The sequence below is a fragment of the Pseudomonas sp. PAGU 2196 genome, from assembly GCF_022179005.1.
Classification (GTDB): domain Bacteria; phylum Pseudomonadota; class Gammaproteobacteria; order Pseudomonadales; family Pseudomonadaceae; genus Aquipseudomonas; species Aquipseudomonas kermanshahensis.
Map to the genome: position 1 here is coordinate 89,751 of NZ_BNTL01000030.1, position 18,158 is coordinate 107,908.

Genomic DNA, 18,158 nt, shown 5'->3' on the forward strand with positions numbered 1-18,158 from the left:
ACTGCACCGCCAGAATCGTGTCGATCTGTCGCGCCCCGAATTGGGACGCCCGTGTTAGCCTACTCGGCTTTCACAAAAAGACTGACCCTCAATGGAATGCAGCCAATGACCCGGACCTCTTCCCCGCCCGCTGAAGAGCAGCATCTGCAGCGCAACCTGACCAACCGTCACATTCAGCTCATCGCCATCGGTGGCGCCATCGGCACCGGCCTGTTCATGGGCTCGGGCAAGACCATCAGCCTCGCCGGCCCGTCGATCATCTTCGTCTACATGATCATCGGCTTCATGCTGTTCTTCGTCATGCGCGCCATGGGCGAATTGCTGCTGTCGAACCTCAACTACAAGTCGTTCATCGACTTCTCGGCCGACCTGCTCGGCCCCTGGGCCGGCTACTTCACTGGCTGGACCTACTGGTTCTGCTGGGTAGTCACCGGTATCGCCGACGTGGTCGCGATTGCCGCCTACACGCAATTCTGGTTCCCCGACCTGCCGCAGTGGATACCCGCGCTGACCTGCGTGGCGGTGCTGCTGTCGCTGAACCTGGTTACCGTGAAGATGTTCGGCGAGCTCGAGTTCTGGTTCGCGCTGATCAAGATCGTCGCCATCCTCGGCCTGGTCGCCACCGGCCTGTACATGGTCATCAGCGGCTTCGAATCGCCGAGCGGGCGCACTGCGCAGCTGGCCAACCTGTGGAATGACGGCGGTATGTTCCCTAATGGCCTGATGGGCTTCTTCGCCGGGTTCCAGATTGCCGTGTTCGCCTTCGTCGGTATCGAGTTGGTCGGCACCACCGCCGCGGAAGCGAAGAACCCCGAACGCACTTTGCCACGGGCGATCAACTCGATCCCGATCCGTATCATCGTGTTCTACGTGCTGGCGCTGATCGCAATCATGGCCGTGACCCCGTGGCGCGATGTGGTGCCGGGCAAGAGCCCATTCGTCGAACTGTTCGTGCTGGCCGGCCTGCCAGCGGCGGCCAGCATCATCAACTTCGTGGTGCTGACCTCGGCCGCCTCGTCGGCCAACAGTGGCGTGTTCTCTACCAGCCGCATGCTGTTCGGCCTCGCCCAGGAAGGCGATGCACCCCGCGCGTTCGAGAAGCTGTCGCGGCGCGCCGTGCCGGCCAACGGCCTGTACTTCTCGTGCACCTGCCTGCTGTTGGGCGCGGTGCTGATCTACCTGGTGCCCGATGTGGTCGAGGCGTTCACCCTGGTCACCACGGTGTCGGCGGTGCTGTTCATGTTCGTCTGGACGCTGATCCTGCTGTCGTACCTCAGCTACCGCAAACGCCGCGCCGCGCTGCACCAGGCGTCGAAGTACAAAATGCCCGGCGGGCGCTTCATGTGCTACGTGTGCCTGGTGTTCTTTGCCGGCATTCTGGTGCTGCTGAGCCTGGAAGACGACACCCGCGCAGCGCTGCTGGTGACGCCAATCTGGTTCGTGCTGCTGGCAGTGACCTACCAGGGTGTGCGCAGCAAACGCCATCCGCGCACGGCGGTGCGTAACGGCTGATGCCGCATGGGGCTGCTTTGCAGCCCCAATCCTGTGCACACACATCTGCAAGGCACCAACCTGGACCTTGCAAACGCCCCAACACCTCGCACACCCCCTCTATTACGCACCTTCCGCCACTCGGCACACCCCTTGCAACGCCCCTCCCGCTTGGCCAACACCATAAAAAATCTCAGCGGAGAGAGCACATGAAGCGTCGCAGTCTGATCAAGGCCTTTACCCTCAGCGCATCGATTGCGGCGATGGGTCTTAGCTGGAGCATCCAGGCCGCCGAGACCATCAAGGTCGGCATCCTGCATTCGCTGTCCGGGACCATGGCCATTTCCGAAACGTCGCTCAAGGACATGGCGCTGATGACCATCGACCAGATCAACGCCAAGGGCGGTGTGAACGGCAAGATGCTCGAAGCGGTGGTGGTCGACCCAGCGTCCAACTGGCCGCTGTTCGCTGAAAAGAGCCGCCAGTTGCTGACCCAGGACAAGGTCGCCGTGGTGTTCGGCTGCTGGACCTCGGTGTCGCGCAAATCGGTGCTGCCGGTGTTCGAGGAGCTCAACGGCCTGCTGTTCTACCCGGTGCAGTACGAAGGTGAAGAGATGTCGCCGAACGTGTTCTACACCGGCGCCGCGCCTAACCAGCAGGCCATCCCCGCCGTGGAATACGTGATGAGCGAAGAAGGCGGCAGCGCCAAGCGCTTCTTCCTGCTGGGCACCGACTACGTCTACCCGCGCACCACCAACAAGATCCTGCGCGCCTTCCTGCACAGCAAGGGCGTGGCCGACAAGGACATCGAAGAGGTCTACACCCCGTTCGGCCACGCCGATTACCAGACCATCGTCGCCAACATCAAGAAGTTCTCCGCGGGCGGCAAGACGGCGGTCATCTCCACCGTCAACGGCGACTCCAACGTGCCGTTCTACAAAGAGCTGGCCAACCAAGGCCTGAAAGCCACCGACGTGCCCGTGGTGGCGTTCTCGGTGGGTGAGGAAGAACTGCGCGGCATCGACACCAAGCCGCTAGTGGGCCACCTCGCCGCGTGGAACTACTTCGAGTCGGTGGATAACCCGGTCAACCAGAAGTTCGTCGCCGACTGGAAGGCCTACGCCAAGGCCAAGAACCTGCCGGGCGCCGACAAGGCGGTGACCAACGACCCGATGGAAGCCACTTATGTGGGCATTCACATGTGGGCGCAGGCGGCTGAAAAAGCCAAGTCCACCGATGTCGACAAGGTGCGCGAGGCACTGGCTGGCCAGAGCTTCCAGGCACCGTCCGGTTTCACCCTGACCATGGACAAGACCAACCACCACCTGCACAAGCCGGTGATGATCGGCGAGATCCAGGATGACGGGCAGTTCAGTGTGGTCTGGGAAACCGAGCAGCCGCTGCGGGCGCAGCCTTGGAGCCCGTTCATCCCAGGCAACGACAAACGCCCTGACTATGCGGTGAAAGGTAACTGAGTGCACGGGGCCGCTCTGCGGCCCATTCGCGGGGCAAGCCCGCTCCCACAGAGATCGCTTTACATAGGTTCACTGTGGGGGCGGGCTTGCCCCGCGAAGAATCCACCGCCGATTTCCAGGATTACCCGCATGCTCAGACTCCTGCTCACCCTGCTGCTCCTGCTGCCCCTGGCAACCCTGGCCAGCGAGGGCGAATTCTTCCTCACCGCCAAGCCCGCCGAGCAAGCCCGCCTGCTCGAAGGCTGGGCAGCCCAACCCGATGCCGCGCGCCTGCCGCTGCTGGAAAACCTGCGCCAAGGCCGCATCGCCGAGGGCGACACCCGCAAGGTGCGCCTGAACAACCGCCTGCGCAGCCTGATCGACAACGCCCTGGCCAGCCACCAGTTGCTCAGCGACAACAGCGACACTCGCCTGGCCGCTGCCCAGCAACTGCAAAAGAGCGCGCAACCCGCACAGATGGCCTTCCTCGACCGGCGCTTTGCCAGCGAACCGGACACAGCCGTACACGCAGCCCTGGGCTTGGCCTTGGCCAACCTGCAACTGGGTGCCAGCGAACCTGCCGTACGCCTGGCCGCCGTGCGCTTGCTGGGCGAGACCGGCGACCCGGTCGCCCGTACGCGCCTGGAAGCGCTGCTGCAGCCCGGCGTCGAAAGCGACGCCGCCGTGCGCACGGCCGCTGAAACCAGCCTGGCCCAGGTCAAACGCAAACTCATGGTCGGCGAACTGCTCGGCCAAGCCTTCAGCGGCCTGTCGCTGGGTTCTATCCTGCTGCTGGCAGCCCTGGGCCTGGCGATTACCTTCGGCCTGCTCGGGGTGATCAACATGGCCCATGGCGAGATGCTCATGCTCGGGGCCTACAGCACCTACATGGTTCAGGTGCTGCTGCAGCGTTACGCGCCCGGCGCGATCGAGTTCTACCCGCTGATCGCCCTGCCCGTCGCCTTCGCCGTCAGCGCCGGGGTCGGCATGGCGCTGGAGCGCACGGTGATCCGTCACCTTTACGGTCGCCCACTGGAAACCTTGCTGGCGACTTGGGGGATCAGCCTGATCCTGATCCAGGCCATCCGCCTGCTGTTCGGCGCGCAGAACGTCGAAGTCAGCAACCCGGCGTGGTTGTCCGGCGGTATCCAACTGCTGCCCAACCTGGTGCTGCCGTACAACCGGCTGGTGATCATCGGCTTCGCCCTCGCCGTGGTACTGCTCACCTGGCTGCTGCTCAACCGCACGCGGCTTGGCCTTAACGTGCGCGCAGTGACCCAGAACCGCAACATGGCCGCCTGCTGTGGCGTGTCCACCGGGCGCGTCGACATGCTCGCCTTTGGCCTGGGCTCGGGCATCGCCGGGCTGGGTGGCGTGGCCTTGAGCCAGGTCGGCAACGTTGGCCCGGACCTTGGCCAGAGCTACATCATCGACTCGTTCCTGGTGGTGGTGCTCGGCGGTGTCGGGCAACTGGCTGGGAGCCTCTGGGCCGCCTTCGGTCTCGGCATCGCCAACAAGCTGCTGGAGCCGCAGATCGGCGCGGTGCTTGGCAAGATCCTCATCCTTGCGTTGATCATTCTGTTCATCCAGAAGCGCCCGCAAGGCCTGTTCGCCCTCAAGGGACGGGTAATCGACTGATGAACCAGCCACTGCTTGTCACCGCTTCGCAAAAAGCCGGGCCGCGCCTGTCGCTGGCCATCGGCGCAGTCGTCGTCCTGCTGTTGCTGGCCCTGCCGCTGCTGTCGTTGTTGCCGGCGGACCATGCCCTGCAGGTTTCGGCCTACACCCTGACACTGGTCGGCAAGATCCTCTGCTATGCCATTGTCGCCCTGGCCCTGGACCTGGTCTGGGGCTATGCCGGGCTGCTGTCGCTGGGCCACGGCCTGTTCTTCGCCCTCGGCGGCTACGCCATGGGCATGTACCTGATGCGCCAGGCCGCCGGGGACGGACTGCCGGGTTTCATGACCTTCCTGTCGTGGACCGAACTGCCTTGGTACTGGGCCGGTACTCAGCATTTTGCCTGGGCGCTATGCCTGGTGGTGCTGGCGCCGGGCCTGCTGGCGCTGGTGTTCGGCTTTTTCGCCTTCCGTTCGCGGATCAAGGGCGTGTACTTCTCGATCATGACCCAGGCCCTGACCTTTGCCGGCATGCTGCTGTTCTTCCGCAACGAAACCGGGTTTGGCGGCAACAACGGCTTCACCAGCTTCCGCACCATCCTGGGCTTCGACATCGCCGCGCAAGGCACCCGTGCGGTGCTGTTCCTGCTCACTGTCGGCCTGCTGCTGGCCAGCCTGTACCTGTGTTGGCGCCTGACCCAAAGCAAATTCGGCCGCCTGCTCACCGCCGTGCGCGACGCCGAAAACCGCCTGATGTTCTGCGGCTACGACCCACGCGGCTTCAAGCTGCTGGTGTGGGTGCTGAGCGCCGTGCTGTGCGGCCTTGCCGGTGCGCTGTACGTGCCTCAGGTAGGCATCATCAACCCCAGCGAGATGTCGCCGACCAACTCCATCGAAGCCGCCGTGTGGGTCGCCCTTGGCGGGCGTGGCACGTTGATTGGCCCGCTGCTCGGCGCTGGCCTGGTCAACGGCATGAAGAGCTGGTTCACCGTGGCCTTCCCGGAGTTCTGGCTGTTCTTCCTCGGTGCGCTATTCATTCTCGTCACCCTGTACCTGCCCAAGGGCGTGGTCGGTCTGTTGAAGAAAAGGAGCCAACCATGAGAGGCGTGCCCCCTGTGCATCCAGAATTCATGCTTGAGCCGGTGTTCGACAACCTCGGCGCCGGCCGCGACGCCATCGGCCTGGGCAGCCGCCGTACAGCGGGCCTGGACACCCGCCATGGCACCGTGCTGAGCCTGGAAGACATCAGCGTCAGCTTCGATGGTTTCAAGGCCCTCAACGCGCTCAACCTGTACATCGGCGTCGGTGAACTGCGCTGCATCATTGGCCCCAACGGCGCCGGCAAGACCACGATGATGGACGTGATCACCGGCAAGACCCGTCCCGACACCGGCAGCGCCTTCTTTGGCGACACCCTCGACCTGACCCGCATGAGCGAATACCAGATCGCCCAGGCCGGCATCGGCCGCAAGTTCCAGAAGCCGACTGTGTTCGAAGCACTGACCGTGTTCGAGAACCTGGAGCTGGCCCTGAAGACTGAAAAGTCGGTGTGGGCCAGCCTGGCCGCGCGGTTGAGTGGTGAGCAACAGCAGCGCATCGACGAGGTGCTCGCCACCTTGCGCCTGCAATCCCTGGCGCAGCGCCAGGCGGGGCTGCTGTCTCACGGCCAGAAACAGTTCCTGGAGATCGGCATGTTGCTGGTGCAAGAGCCACAACTGCTGCTGCTCGATGAACCGGTGGCCGGCATGACCGACGCCGAGACCGAGTTCACCGCCGAACTGTTCAAGGGCCTCGCCGGCAAGCATTCGCTGATGGTGGTGGAGCACGACATGGGGTTTGTCGGGAGCATTGCCGACCATGTGACCGTGCTGCACCAAGGTAGCGTGCTGGCGNNCCTGCACCAATACTACGGCGGCAGCCACATCCTGCGCGGCCTGTCCTTCGAGGCCAAGGTCGGCGAAGTCACCTGCCTGCTGGGCCGCAACGGCGTGGGCAAGACCACCCTGCTGCGCTGCCTGATGGGTCTGGTCGCCGCCCGCGAAGGCAGCGTCGAATGGGAAGGCAAGCCGATCACCACGCTCAAGCCACAGCAACGGGTCCACGCCGGCATCGCCTACGTGCCCCAAGGCCGGGAGATCTTCCCGCGGCTGACCGTGGAAGAGAACCTGCTGATGGGCCTGTCGCGCTTTCCCGCCCGCGAGGCCCGCGAAGTGCCCGCCTTCATCTACGAGCTGTTCCCGGTACTGGAACAGATGAAACAGCGCCGCGGCGGGGACTTGTCCGGGGGCCAGCAGCAACAACTAGCCATTGGCCGTGCCCTGGCCAGCCGCCCGCGCCTGTTGATCCTCGACGAGCCCACCGAAGGCATCCAGCCCTCGGTGATCAAGGAAATCGGCGCGGTCATCCGGCGCCTGGCCGAGCGTGGCGACATGGCCATCCTGCTGGTCGAGCAGTTCTACGACTTTGCCGAGGAACTGGCCGACCAGTACCTGGTGATGGCGCGTGGCGAGATCATCCAGCGTGGGCGTGGTGAAAACATGCAAGCCGAGGGTGTACGCGGGCTGGTAACCATTTAATCTGCGCCCATCGACCTTGTGAGACGCTGCAATGAGCCACGAAATCCGCGACGCCTTGCCCGCCGACGTGCCGGGCATCCTCGACATCTACAACGACGCCGTGCGCAACACCACGGCGATCTGGAACGAAACCCCGGTGGACCTGGCCAACCGCCAGGCCTGGTTCGAGGCCAGGGCACAACAGGGCTACCCGATCCTGGTGGCGGTGGATGAGACCGGCGTGCTGGGGTATGCATCGTTCGGCGACTGGCGGCCGTTCGAGGGTTTTCGCCATACCGTCGAGCACTCGGTGTATATCCGTGGCGACCAGCGCGGCAAGGGTTTGGGGCCGGTGTTGATGGCCGCGTTGATCGAGCGTGCGCGGGGCTGTGGCAAGCACGTGATGGTGGCAGCGATCGAAAGTGGCAATGCGGCGTCGGTACGCCTGCATGAGCGGCTAGGGTTCGTGGTGACTGGGCAGATGCCGCAGGTGGGGGTGAAGTTTGGGCGGTGGCTGGATTTGACCTTTATGCAGCGGGTGCTGAACCCGGGGGCTGAGCCCGCTTAAGTATTGTGCTGGCTGTACCGGCCTCTTCGCGGGGCAAGCCCGCTCCCACAGGTACCCCACTGTAATCTGATTCAGTGCGGTACCTATGGGAGCGGGCTTGTCCCGCGAAGAGGCCGGTGCAGGCAGACAGACTCACATCTGGATAAACCTACCTAAGCGCTGCTTCAGCATGCTGTTCTCACTGCGCAACTGCTGCACTTCCTGCAGCAGCTCCAGCGCCAGCGCCACGCCTTCCCACTCCAGTTCCAACTCTTGGTGCAGCTTCGCCGCACGCTTGGCCAACAGCGGCGCCTGATCGTCGAACAACCAATCCTCGGGCGTTCGCCCAGAGGGTTCGACGATGCCGTGTTCGACAATTTCGATCACGTAGTCGGCCGTAATATCGGCCTCCTGGCAGAGGGTGCGCATGTCCAGTTGAACGATCAAGGTGCTGCTCATGATCACTTACTCCATTGTGCCCTCGGGTTGAACGCGGCCTTCTCGGAAAGCTTGGCCCACAGTTCACGGGTAGACTCGTCGGATGCCGTCGGCATGACCACTTTGAGCTGCGCGTAGAGGTTGCCGCGCTCGCCCTGCTTGTTGGCCAGGCCCTTGCCCGGTACCCGCAGGCGTTGGCCGCTCTGGCTGTCGGGGCGGATGGTCAGGTTGATCTTGCCATCCAGGGTCGGCACCGCCACCTTGGTGCCCAGCGCAGCCTCCCACGGTGCCAACGGCACGGTGATGATCAGGTCATGACCTTCGACATCGAACAGCGGATGCGGTGCCATGCGGATGGTCAGGAACAGGTCGCCATTGGGCCCGCCGCCACTGCCCGGCGCACCCTGGCCCTTGAGGCGAATGCGCTCGCCGTCGGTCACCCCGGCAGGGATCTTGACGTTCAGGGTCTTGGTGGTGAACCCGGTGCGCTGCCCGGCGGCATTGGTTTGCGGCACCTGGAAGCTGATCTGCTTGGATTCCTTGCTCAGGGTCTCCTCAAGGAAAACCGCCAGTTCCAGCTCCACGTCCTGCCCTCGCCTGCCTGCACTGCGCTGTTGCCGGGCGCCACCAAAGGGGTTGCCCCCGCGCGCGCCAAAAATCGAGCTGAAGAAGTCCGAGAAGTCGCCCCCTTCGAAACCACCGCCCGCACCACCGCCCCGGTTTTCCCAGCCCGGCGGCGCCTGGAACGGCCGGCCATGCTGGCCGCCGTACTTGCGGATTTCGTCGAATTCGGCACGTTTCTGCGCGTCGCCCAGCACTTCGTAGGCCTCGTTGGCCTCTTTGAACTTGTCCTCGGCGTCGCGCTCCTTGCTGACATCGGGGTGATACTTGCGCGCCAGCTTGCGGTACGCGGCCTTGATCGCCTTGTCATCCGCCGTGGGCTCTACGCCGAGTATCTTGTAATAGTCTTTGAAGTCCATCTGTGGATCACCAATGTGAAATTGCGTGTTGCAACTGAAGATAGGGGTCAAGCATAGCCTTTCAAGGCCCACTTGGGATTGCTGCATGGCAGACGACTGGTCTTGATTCTCTTGCCAACTGGCATAAACTGCGCGGCCGTTTTGCCTCCGGAAGCCCTTTTCCCATGTCTGACGTATCCCCGGCCCGCGCCCTGGGCATCGACTTTGGCACCTCTAACTCCACGGTCGGCTGGCACCGCCCTGGTACTGAGTCGCTGATCGCCCTGGAAGACGGCAAGATCACCCTGCCTTCGGTGGTCTTCTTCAACATCGAGGAGCGTCGCCCGGTGTATGGTCGCCTGGCGTTGCACGAATACCTGGAAGGCTACGAAGGCCGCCTGATGCGCTCGCTCAAGAGCCTGCTCGGCTCCAAGCTGATCAAGCACGACACCAGCGTGCTGGGCAGCGCCCTGCCGTTCAAGGACCTGCTGGGCATGTTTATCGGCGAGCTGAAAAAGCGCGCTGAAACCGCCGCCGAGCGCAGCTTCGACCAGGTGGTGCTGGGCCGTCCGGTGTTCTTCGTCGACGAAGACCCGGCCGCCGACCAGGAGGCCGAGGATACCTTGGCCGACGTGGCACGCAAGATCGGCTTCAAGGACGTGTCGTTCCAGTACGAACCGATTGCCGCAGCCTTCGACTACGAGTCGAGCATCAGCCGTGAAGAGCTGGTACTGATCGTCGATATCGGCGGTGGTACCTCCGACTTTACCCTGATCCGCCTGTCGCCCGAGCGCCACCTGGTGGCCGAACGCCAAAGCGACATTCTCGCCACCGGCGGCGTGCACATTGGTGGTACCGACTTCGACAAGCAACTGAGCCTGCAGGGCGTGATGCCGCTGTTCGGCTATGGCAGCCGGATGAAGAGCGGCGCGCTGATGCCGACCAGCTATCACCTCAACCTGGCCACCTGGCACACCATCAACGCCCTGTATTCGCAGAAGTCGCAGCTGGCCTTGGGCAACATGCGCTACGACATCGAAGACACCCTGGGCATCGACCGCCTGTTCAAGCTGATCGAACAGCGCGCCGGCCACTGGCTGGCGATGGAAGTGGAAGCCAGCAAGATCGAGCTGACCGAGCACGACAGCCGCCATATCGACCTGCGCCGGGTAGAGCCGGAGCTGACAGCGGAACTGACCCGTGCCGTGTTCGAAGCGGCGATCGAAGGCCTGCTGGAGCGCGTGCGCGGCAGCGTCAGCGAGCTGCTGAACAAGGCGGGCGTCAGCGAAGGGCAGGTGGATACCGTGTTCTTCACCGGGGGTTCGAGCGGGATCCCGGCGTTGCGTAACAGCGTGGCGGCGATGCTGCCCAACGCCCGGCATGTGGAAGGCAACATCTTCGGCAGCATTGGTAGCGGGTTGGCGATTGAGGCGCGTAAGCGCTACGGCGCAGCCTGACAGTTCTTTACTGCCTGAAAGGGCCTCTTCGCGGGGCGAGCCCGCTCCCACAGGTACACCACAGTGTTCAACCACAGTGGTGTACCTGTGGGAGCGGGCTCGCCCCGCGAAGAGGCCAGTTAGGGTTAAACCAGCTCCACCCGCCGCAGCTCACTCTTCAGGTAGGCATAGTAGATCGGCCCCGCCACCACCCCCGGCAAGCCGAATGCCGCCTCGAACACCAGCATCGCCAGCAACAGTTCCCATGACTTGGCACTGATCTGCCCGCCGACGATCCGCGCGTTGAGGAAGTACTCGACCTTGTGGATGACGATCAGATAACCCAACGCCGCTAGCGCCACCCAGATCGACAACGACAACCCGACAATGGTGATCAGGGTGTTGGACATCAGGTTGCCGATCACCGGCAGCAGCCCGAGCAGGAAGGTCAGCACGATCAGCGTCTTGGTCAGCGGCAGGTGCACACCGAACAGCGGCAGCACCACGGCCAGGAAGATGCCGGTGAAGGTGGTGTTGAGCAGCGAAATCTTGATCTGCGCGAAGACAATGTTGCGAAACGCCTGCACCAGCAGGTTCAGACGCTCGAACAGCGCTGCCGCCAACGGCTTGCGCCGCGAGATGTCAGGGATGCGCTGCAGGGCAACGATGGCGCCGAGGATCATGCCGATCAGCAAGGTGACGAACATGTGCGCCATGCCCTTGCCCACCAATTGCAGCTCACCCAGGTGGCTCTTGAGCCAGTCACCGATGGCCACTTTGAACTCGGCGGCACTGGCCGGCAGGTAGCCTTCGATGAACGGCGGCAACTGCCCACGGGCTCGCTCGACCAGGGCCATGAACTTGTCCAGCGAAGCCCCGGGGTTTTCTGCCTCGTGCAGCAGGAAGCTGAACGCGCCGGCGATCAGCAGGGTCAGGGTGGTAACCACCAACGTGCCGAGCAGGGCCACGGCCAGCCAACGCGCACGTTGCCCGGCGATCAGCGGCTGCAACCGTGGCGTCAGCATGTTGACCAGTTCGAACACCAGCAAACCGGCTAACAGGCTCGGCAGCAACTTCAGGGGCAACGCCAGCAACAGGCCGGCAAACACGATGATCCAGCTGGCCAGGGTGACCTGGCGGGGGGTGAAAGTCATACAGCCTCAGGGGCAGACAACGGAAAAGACCCGCAGTCTGCCAGCCTTCGTCCTACAGGCATAGGCGCAGGTCATTTCTTCTTCAGGCAGTCGCTCATGAACGCTTTGCGCTCATCACCCTTGAGTGCCTTGGTGCTGGCGTCAGCGTTGCAGGTCTTCATCTTTTCCTGCTGGGTGGCAGGCACGCTCTTCTTCAGGCAGTTGCTCATGAACGCCTTGCGTTCGTCGCCCTTGAGCGCCTTGGCGGTGGCGTCGGCGTTGCACGAGGTCATCTTTTCCTGTTGCGCGGTGGCGGCGAACCCTTGCGCGCTGAACAACACAGCCAACACCAGCAGTGGCATTTGCAACAGCTTCATGGAGTGGTCTCCCTGTTTCCGCGCCCGATGCGCGGTGGTGCCACTGAGTGTAGACAAGAATTTTTACAGCTCAGCCCGCGACTGGCGCCGGTACTGCTCCGGCGTGCAGTGGGCCTGGCGCTGGAACATGGCGATGAAGGCCGAGCCGCTGCTGTAGCCAAGGTCGAAGGCAATGGCCTGAATCGGCAAGCCCGCTTCCAGCGCCTCGATGGCGCGTAAAAAGCGCAGGCGCAGGCGCCATTCACCGAAACTGATGCCCAGTTCGCGAAGAAACTGGCGGGCCAGGGTGCGCTCGCTGACATGCACCTGCGCGGCCCAGTCGGCCAGCGGGCGGTTGTCACCCGGGGCGTGGCTCAAAGCGTCGAGCACCTGGCCCAGGCCCTCGCTGCGGGCGAAGGGCAGGTAGCAGGTTTGGGTCGGGGCCAGCAGCAACTGGTCGAGCAGTACCTGCACCAGGCGCTGGTCGCGTTCATCGTGCGCCACCTTCAGGTCACGCCGGGCGAAGTCGCCAAGGATGGCCTTGAGGATGTCGCTGATGACCAGGCTGCACGGTTGTTGCGGCAGGTCGGCGCACAGGCTGCGCGCCAGGTAGACCGAGCGGTAGACGATGGCCTGGGGGTTGTAACAGCCATGCTCGGTGCCCGGCGGCACCCAGACGGCGTAGTGCGGCGGCGAGAGAAAGCGCTGGCCTTCGACGTCCAGGTGCATGACACCGTGGGCCGCGTAGTTCAGTTGGCCCCAGGCGTGGCGGTGTGGCGCGCTGTGGGTGTCGGCGCCAAATTCGTCATGGCGGAAGTACACCGGCGCCGGAAGTTGGTCGAAACCGGGGATGTCGAGGTATTTGCGCGGCATGCTGTCTGCTTCAAAGGGTGGGTTGTCTGGATACAAGTATAGGCTTGCGAACAGACAGCGGATAATACCGGGCTATCGGGGCCTGTTGTGCAGGCCTTCGCGGGCAAGCCCGCTCCTACAGGTGCAGCGCTGCCTGCAAACTGCGCGCTGCAAAGCAGGCCCAACCTTGCCAAACCGAGTAACCGCGACATGAACTACACCTTCCCCCTGCTCGCCATCCTCATCTGGGCTGGCAACACCGTCGTCACCAAGCTGTCGGCCGGTGCCATCCACCCTGCCGAGATCGGCTTCTATCGCTGGCTGCTGGCCGGCCTGCTGTTCACCCCCTTCCTGCTACCGGCCGTGTGGCGCAACCGCGCCGCCATCCGCCCGCACCTGGGCAAAGTCTTCGTCCTCGGCGTGCTGGGCATGGCCCTGTACCAGAGCCTGGCGTACTTCGCCGCCAGCATCACCAGCGCCACCAACATGGGCATCATCCTCTCGCTGATGCCGTTGATGTCGCTGGCCCTGTCCATCGCCTGGCTCGGCCAGCGCCTGACCTTCGGCGCCTTGATCGGCGCCCTGGTGTCGTTTTTCGGCGTGCTCGAGGTGGTCTCCGCCGGCCACCCCGGGGCGCTGCTTGAACAGGGCCTGAACAGCGGCGACCTGCTGATGCTGGTGGCCACCCTGGCCTACGCGCTGTACAGCTTCCTGCTGAAGAAATGGCAATTGCGCCTGCCGCCCTTGCAGCTGCTGTACCTGCAGGTGCTGGTGGCTATCATCGTGCTGCTGCCGTTGTTCCTGCTGTCGGACAAGACCGGCCTGAACGCCCACAACGTCGGCCTGGTGCTGTACGCCTGCGTGCTGGCTTCGATGATCGCGCCGCTGGTATGGATGCAGGCCGTGCACCGCCTGGGGCCAAGCCGTACCACGTTGTTCTTCAACCTGCTGCCGCTGGTCACCGCGCTGATCGCCGCCGTGGTACTGGATGAACAACTGGCCCGCTATCACCTGATCGGCGGCCTGCTGACCCTGGCCGGGGTGATCCTTGCCGAGCGCTGGACCACACCCGTACGCCGCCGCGTCACAGCCCCGCAGCTTTGAGCCGGGCGGCGTGTTCAGTGAACAGCCGCACCGGTTCAGCGCCGTTGCCGACTGCCCCCAGCGACTGGTTGACGATGTCCAGGTGATCGAGCGGGTAGTCATCGCCGATCACCTGCCCCAGGTGCGAGCTGAAACGCCCGACCATGCCGTCGCAATGGCCCTTTTCCTTGACGAAGCTGCGGGCGAACAAGCGGCAGAAGCGGTTGCTGCCGTCAAAGCGGTTGCGCCCTTGGTCAGTCAGGCCAGGCTGCAAGGTGCCTGACCAGGAGTAGTAGCGCACGCCGTTGACCTGCGCGGGCCCTTCACCGCCCCAGGTGTCGGGCAGGCCCTGTGGATAAGCCTGGTTGAACAGCGCCACCCCGGCGCTGGTCAGCGACTGGTGCGAGGCGTGCACGTCGATGGGCAGCGGATCGCGCCGCCAGCCGGTTTCCAGCCACACCAGCAGCACTGCCACGCCATGCAGCACCGCCTTGAGCATGCGCCCTTGGGGTGAATCGCCAGGCGCTGTGCGTTCCAGGTGGTCAGCCAGTTCGGAGCCATGGTTGGGCCCCGCCACCGAGGTCACCGAAGCCACCCGGTCGGGCCGTTTGGCGGCCGCATAGCGCGCATCCAAGGCGCCTTGGCTGTGGCCGATGAGGTTGACCTTGGCCGCGCCGCTGCGCTGGCAGATGCCTTCGATGATCGCCAGCAACTGTTCGCCGCGCACTTCGCTGGAATGCAACGGCGACACTTGTACGGCATGCACCTGCGCGCCGCCCTTGCGCAAGGCCGGCACGATCCCGAACCAGTAGGGATAAAGCAGTACCCGCACGAAGCCGAGCATGCCCGGCACCAGCACCACAGGGTATCGCGTAGCCAGTTCCTGCCCCATTGCCCTGCCCCTCTCCGTGGACGACGGCCCACACTACAGCGGCTTCGATGACCATCGCAATCGAACTCCTGACGCGCCGTGCGGTTCCAAACCAGAACAGACCCTTGAGCAAGGAGCGGGACCATGTACAAGCAGACCCTGGCAATCCTTCTGGCCAGTGCAACCCTGGCCGCCTGCGGCAGCCGCCCGGAAAACCCGGTGGATTACGTCACCTACCGTGACGAACCGTTGGTCAAGCAGGTCGAGCACGGCATGACCATGCAGAAGGTCATTGCCATCGGCGGCAGCCCGTCGAACGTGATCGACCTGCCGCACGGGGGCACCTGCAACGACTACATCCTCAACCGCGACGGCAAGCAGCAGCCCTACTACGTGCGTTTCGACGCCACTGGGCATGTCGACGCCAAGGGCTTCAAGACGTGCAAACAACGACAAGAGGACAGCGACGCCGTCCACGGCGCGTGAGCCTTCGTTACCACTTGACCCCCCGTCCTGATTCGTTTGGAGATAACCATGAGCAACGTTGAACTGACCGATGTGAAAACCCTGCGCGAACGTGCCCGCCAGCACGTGGAGCAAGGCGCGGTGACCGAGGGTTACCACGCCGACCGTACCGAGATCCTGCGCCTGCTCAACGAGTCGCTGGCCACCGAGCTGGTCTGCGTGCTGCGTTACAAGCGCCACTACTTCATGGCCAGCGGCATCAAGGCCAGCGTGGCAGCCGAAGAGTTTCTGGAGCATGCCAACCAGGAAGCCGAGCATGCCGACAAGCTGGCCGAGCGGATCGTCCAACTGGGTGGCGAGCCGGACTTCAACCCGGACAACCTGACCAAGAATTCCCATGCCCAGTACGTGGCAGGTAGCAACTTGAAAGAAATGGTGCTGGAAGACTTGGTGGCCGAGCGCATTGCGATCGACAGCTACCGGGAGATCATTCAGTACATTGGTGATAGCGACCCAACTACGCGCCGTATTTTTGAAGACATTTTGGCGCAGGAAGAAGAGCACGCGGACGATATGTCCGATCTGTTGCAAGGGTTGTAATCGTACGGGGCTGCGTTGCAGCCCATTCGCGGCACAAGGCCGCTCCTACAGGGGAATGCGATCTCCTGTAGGAGCGGCCTTGTGCCGCGAATGGGCCGCAAAGCGGCCCCCTTCACTCATTTCTTGCCTTTCACCTCAGTCGGCGCCTTGCCCGCCCTCATCTGCTGCAACAACGGTGTGCACTGATTAGGCTCATCCCCACTGCTCGGCGCGATCAATGCCAGCAACCCCGCCGCCGGCCCCGCGACCACCCCTAATGCCACCATCCCCGCGCCACGCAACGCCAATGGCACTGCCTGCACCCCGGCACTGGGCTTGGCAAACGGCCCGCGCACGTACAAAGGCGAACGCAGCGAGAACAGCCGCAGCCCTTTCGACTCTGGGGTGATTTTCAGGTCAAGCTGCTCGCTGGCAAAATTCGCCGTGCCGTTGATGTAGATGATCGCGTTCTCGGTATCGAAGATGAACAGGCGTGTCGTCGCCAGCCCATCCTTGATGCCGACATCGGCCGCCGCGCAGTTGATCTGCACGTCCTCGTCACCGAACAACTTGCCAATCACGTAGTTGCCCACGTTCAGCCCGGCGATTTCCATCAGGCTGCGGCTCACCGCACCATCGTTGATCAACATGCGCAGGTCGCCATTGGCCGTGCCCAGCAGTGCCGCCACCGAGTTACCGCGGCCGGTGATGTCGGCATCGCCGTTCAGCTCGCCAAAACTGGTCTGCATCGGTGCGAAGGTGGGGAACAGTTGCTTGAGCTTGAAGCCCCGCGCAGTCAGCTGTGCCCGGCCTTGCAAGGGTACGCTGCGGCCATCCAGGCGGATCCTGGAAGCCAGGTTGCCGCCGGCCACGCCAAAGCGCAGCGGTGCCATGCGCAGCAGGCCGTCTTCGAGAATCACGTGGGCAGACAGGTCGTTGAACGGCAATTGCTCACTGTGGACGATGCGCTTGCCGGCAAATTCGACGTCGGCGTCCATGGCGCGCCAGCGGTCGGTGCGAAACTCCTCCACCGGCAGCACTTTGCCCGTCGGCTGCTTGCTGGCCCCGCCGCGGGCCTTCTGCTCGGCGTTGGAGTCGGCACCGATCAGCGGCGCCAAGTCCTTGAACAAGAGCTGGTTGGAGACCAGCTTGCCGGAGAGTTTGGGCCGTGGCTGGCTGGCCACGAAGGCCAGGTCGCCGTGGATGTCGCTGTCGCCGATCTTGCCGTTGAACCCTTGGTAATTGAATGTGGCGCCTTGCTCGGCATGCAGGTTGGCGCTGAGGTGGCCGTCGGTGGCATAAGCCGGGGTGTCCGGCAGGGTCACGCCGGTCAACGGGTAAAGGTTGCCCAGGCTGTTGCCAGACAGGCGCAGGCGCAGGTCGAGCGCGCCGAGGTTGCGCGGGTCGGTCAGGGTACCGGCAAGCACCACGTGGGTATCCGCGATGCGCACATCGGCCTGCAACGGGAACGGTTGGCTGGCGTCCTGCAGCGCCAGCAGGCCACCGATCTTGCCGGTGCCGGACACTGGCTGGCCCTTGTAGCGGCCTTGGGCCTTGAAGCCGAAAGCGTAGTCCTGGGCGCCGCCGGTTTTTTCGGCACGCGCCTTGCCGACGATGTCGCTGAACGGGATCGGCTTGCCCAGCGGGTCGACCTGCACCTTCATGCTGGTCTTCAGGGTCTGGTCATCGAGGCTGACGTTGCCTTGGTCAAAACCGATGGCCCCGATGTCCAACGCCCATTTCGACGGTTCCGCGTTTTCGTCCTTCGGGCCGAAGTCAAAGGTCCAGTTAGCGCGTCCGTCGGCCAGGCGAGTGAGGCTGGCCGTCGGTTTGGTCAGGTTGATGCGGGGGATGACAATCTGCTGGAACACCAGCGGCAGCGGCGCCAGGCGGAATTCCACCCGCTCGAGGCCAACCATTTTCGGCTCCTTGAGCCAATCCGGGTTGCCCAAGGTCAGGTCCTCGGCAATGAAGTGCGGCCAGGGCACCCAGGCGCGCCAACCACCTTCTTCAGGTTCGGTCCGCCACTGCACGGCAAGGTTGCCTGTGATCGCGAACGGCCGGTGCAGGGCTTCGGATACCTTCTCGTTGAGCAACGGCTTGACGCGGTTCCAGTCGAAGGTGGCAATTACCACCACCAGTATCGCCACGAGGGTCAACAGGGTGGCAAGGGTCCAGACGAGGATTCTGGCGGGTCGCGTCATTGCGTGATTCTCCTGACGGCATGGCACAAAGCGGGCGCCGATGGCACTCATTAACTCGGACTGATGAAAACCCGCTGGGTTTTATCCGTGGCGCCATGATAGCGAAGTTTTTCCTGGCT

At 63.7% G+C, this 18,158-nt stretch carries 17 protein-coding genes and 1 pseudogene; 11 read left to right on the top strand and 7 right to left on the bottom strand.

The window, feature by feature from the left end:
* Window positions 1-105: 105 nt before the first annotated feature.
* The 7 genes and pseudogenes from cycA to MFF34_RS23350 all read left to right on the top strand — a co-directional run bounded on the left by cycA (window position 106) and on the right by MFF34_RS23350 (window position 7,684).
* Window positions 106-1,512, top strand: a complete 1,407-nt coding sequence (cycA, locus tag MFF34_RS23320; RefSeq protein WP_027592573.1) for a D-serine/D-alanine/glycine transporter — start codon at window positions 106-108, stop codon at window positions 1,510-1,512.
* Window positions 1,513-1,700: 188 nt separating this feature from the next.
* Window positions 1,701-2,966, top strand: coding sequence for an urea ABC transporter substrate-binding protein (gene urtA / locus MFF34_RS23325; RefSeq protein WP_027592572.1), 1,266 nt, complete (start codon window positions 1,701-1,703; stop codon window positions 2,964-2,966).
* Window positions 2,967-3,095: 129 nt separating this feature from the next.
* A complete protein-coding gene (gene urtB / locus MFF34_RS23330; RefSeq protein ID WP_238216692.1) occupies window positions 3,096-4,583 on the top strand; it encodes an urea ABC transporter permease subunit UrtB in 1,488 nt (495 codons plus the stop codon).
* On the top strand, window positions 4,583-5,662 hold the full coding sequence (gene urtC / locus MFF34_RS23335) for an urea ABC transporter permease subunit UrtC (protein ID WP_027592570.1): 1,080 nt from the start codon (window positions 4,583-4,585) through the stop codon (window positions 5,660-5,662). The genes urtB and urtC overlap by 1 nt, the downstream gene beginning before the upstream one ends.
* A pseudogene (gene urtD, locus MFF34_RS23340) lies at window positions 5,659-6,453 on the top strand (urea ABC transporter ATP-binding protein UrtD); the annotation flags it as partial. The gene urtC and the pseudogene urtD, both read left to right, overlap by 4 nt.
* Window positions 6,445-7,137: an urea ABC transporter ATP-binding subunit UrtE gene (urtE, locus tag MFF34_RS23345; protein WP_238216717.1), complete on the top strand. Its 693-nt coding sequence runs from the start codon at window positions 6,445-6,447 to the stop codon at window positions 7,135-7,137. The pseudogene urtD and the gene urtE, both read left to right, overlap by 9 nt.
* A 31-nt stretch (window positions 7,138-7,168) precedes the next feature.
* Window positions 7,169-7,684 carry a GNAT family N-acetyltransferase gene (locus tag MFF34_RS23350; protein WP_238216694.1) on the top strand — a complete coding sequence of 172 codons (516 nt, stop codon included), beginning with the start codon at window positions 7,169-7,171 and terminating at the stop codon, window positions 7,682-7,684.
* A gap of 132 nt (window positions 7,685-7,816) precedes the next feature.
* Here the strand turns inward: MFF34_RS23350 and MFF34_RS23355 are convergent, their stop codons facing one another.
* Both MFF34_RS23355 and cbpA read right to left on the bottom strand, forming a co-directional pair.
* Window positions 7,817-8,122, bottom strand: a complete 306-nt coding sequence (locus tag MFF34_RS23355; RefSeq protein WP_027592566.1) for a chaperone modulator CbpM — start codon at window positions 8,120-8,122, stop codon at window positions 7,817-7,819.
* Window positions 8,123-8,124: 2 nt separating this feature from the next.
* Window positions 8,125-9,081: a curved DNA-binding protein gene (gene cbpA / locus MFF34_RS23360; protein WP_027592565.1), complete on the bottom strand. Its 957-nt coding sequence runs from the start codon at window positions 9,079-9,081 to the stop codon at window positions 8,125-8,127.
* A gap of 164 nt (window positions 9,082-9,245) precedes the next feature.
* Between cbpA and MFF34_RS23365 the strand changes: the two genes are divergently transcribed.
* A complete protein-coding gene (locus MFF34_RS23365; protein WP_027592564.1) occupies window positions 9,246-10,517 on the top strand; it encodes an Hsp70 family protein in 1,272 nt (423 codons plus the stop codon).
* Window positions 10,518-10,642: 125 nt separating this feature from the next.
* Here MFF34_RS23365 and MFF34_RS23370 read toward each other — a convergent pair whose 3' ends face one another.
* From MFF34_RS23370 to MFF34_RS23380, 3 genes are all read right to left on the bottom strand, one after another.
* The gene (locus MFF34_RS23370; RefSeq protein WP_027592563.1) at window positions 10,643-11,650 is read right to left on the bottom strand and encodes an AI-2E family transporter; all 1,008 of its coding nucleotides are present in this window, start codon (window positions 11,648-11,650) and stop codon (window positions 10,643-10,645) included.
* Window positions 11,651-11,721: 71 nt separating this feature from the next.
* The gene (locus tag MFF34_RS23375; RefSeq protein WP_027592562.1) at window positions 11,722-12,006 is read right to left on the bottom strand and encodes a PsiF family protein; all 285 of its coding nucleotides are present in this window, start codon (window positions 12,004-12,006) and stop codon (window positions 11,722-11,724) included.
* 63 nt (window positions 12,007-12,069) lie between these two features.
* Window positions 12,070-12,858, bottom strand: a complete 789-nt coding sequence (locus MFF34_RS23380; RefSeq protein ID WP_238216696.1) for a helix-turn-helix transcriptional regulator — start codon at window positions 12,856-12,858, stop codon at window positions 12,070-12,072.
* Window positions 12,859-13,047: 189 nt separating this feature from the next.
* On the opposite strand from MFF34_RS23380, the gene MFF34_RS23385 reads away from it, so the two are divergent.
* A complete protein-coding gene (locus tag MFF34_RS23385; RefSeq protein ID WP_238216698.1) occupies window positions 13,048-13,941 on the top strand; it encodes a DMT family transporter in 894 nt (297 codons plus the stop codon).
* On the opposite strand, the gene MFF34_RS23390 is transcribed toward MFF34_RS23385, so the two are convergent.
* A complete protein-coding gene (locus MFF34_RS23390; protein ID WP_238216700.1) occupies window positions 13,922-14,812 on the bottom strand; it encodes a triacylglycerol lipase in 891 nt (296 codons plus the stop codon). The two genes, MFF34_RS23385 and MFF34_RS23390, sit on opposite strands and share 20 nt — an antisense overlap.
* A gap of 123 nt (window positions 14,813-14,935) precedes the next feature.
* Here MFF34_RS23390 and osmE point away from each other — a divergent pair, with 123 nt between their 5' ends.
* Both osmE and MFF34_RS23400 read left to right on the top strand, forming a co-directional pair.
* Window positions 14,936-15,277, top strand: coding sequence for an osmotically-inducible lipoprotein OsmE (gene osmE / locus MFF34_RS23395; RefSeq protein ID WP_027592558.1), 342 nt, complete (start codon window positions 14,936-14,938; stop codon window positions 15,275-15,277).
* 48 nt (window positions 15,278-15,325) lie between these two features.
* The gene (locus tag MFF34_RS23400; RefSeq protein ID WP_027592557.1) at window positions 15,326-15,856 is read left to right on the top strand and encodes a bacterioferritin; all 531 of its coding nucleotides are present in this window, start codon (window positions 15,326-15,328) and stop codon (window positions 15,854-15,856) included.
* A gap of 116 nt (window positions 15,857-15,972) precedes the next feature.
* Here the strand turns inward: MFF34_RS23400 and MFF34_RS23405 are convergent, their stop codons facing one another.
* Complete coding sequence (locus MFF34_RS23405; RefSeq protein WP_238216702.1) at window positions 15,973-18,039, bottom strand: AsmA family protein; 2,067 nt, start codon at window positions 18,037-18,039, stop codon at window positions 15,973-15,975.
* Window positions 18,040-18,158: the final 119 nt, after the last annotated feature.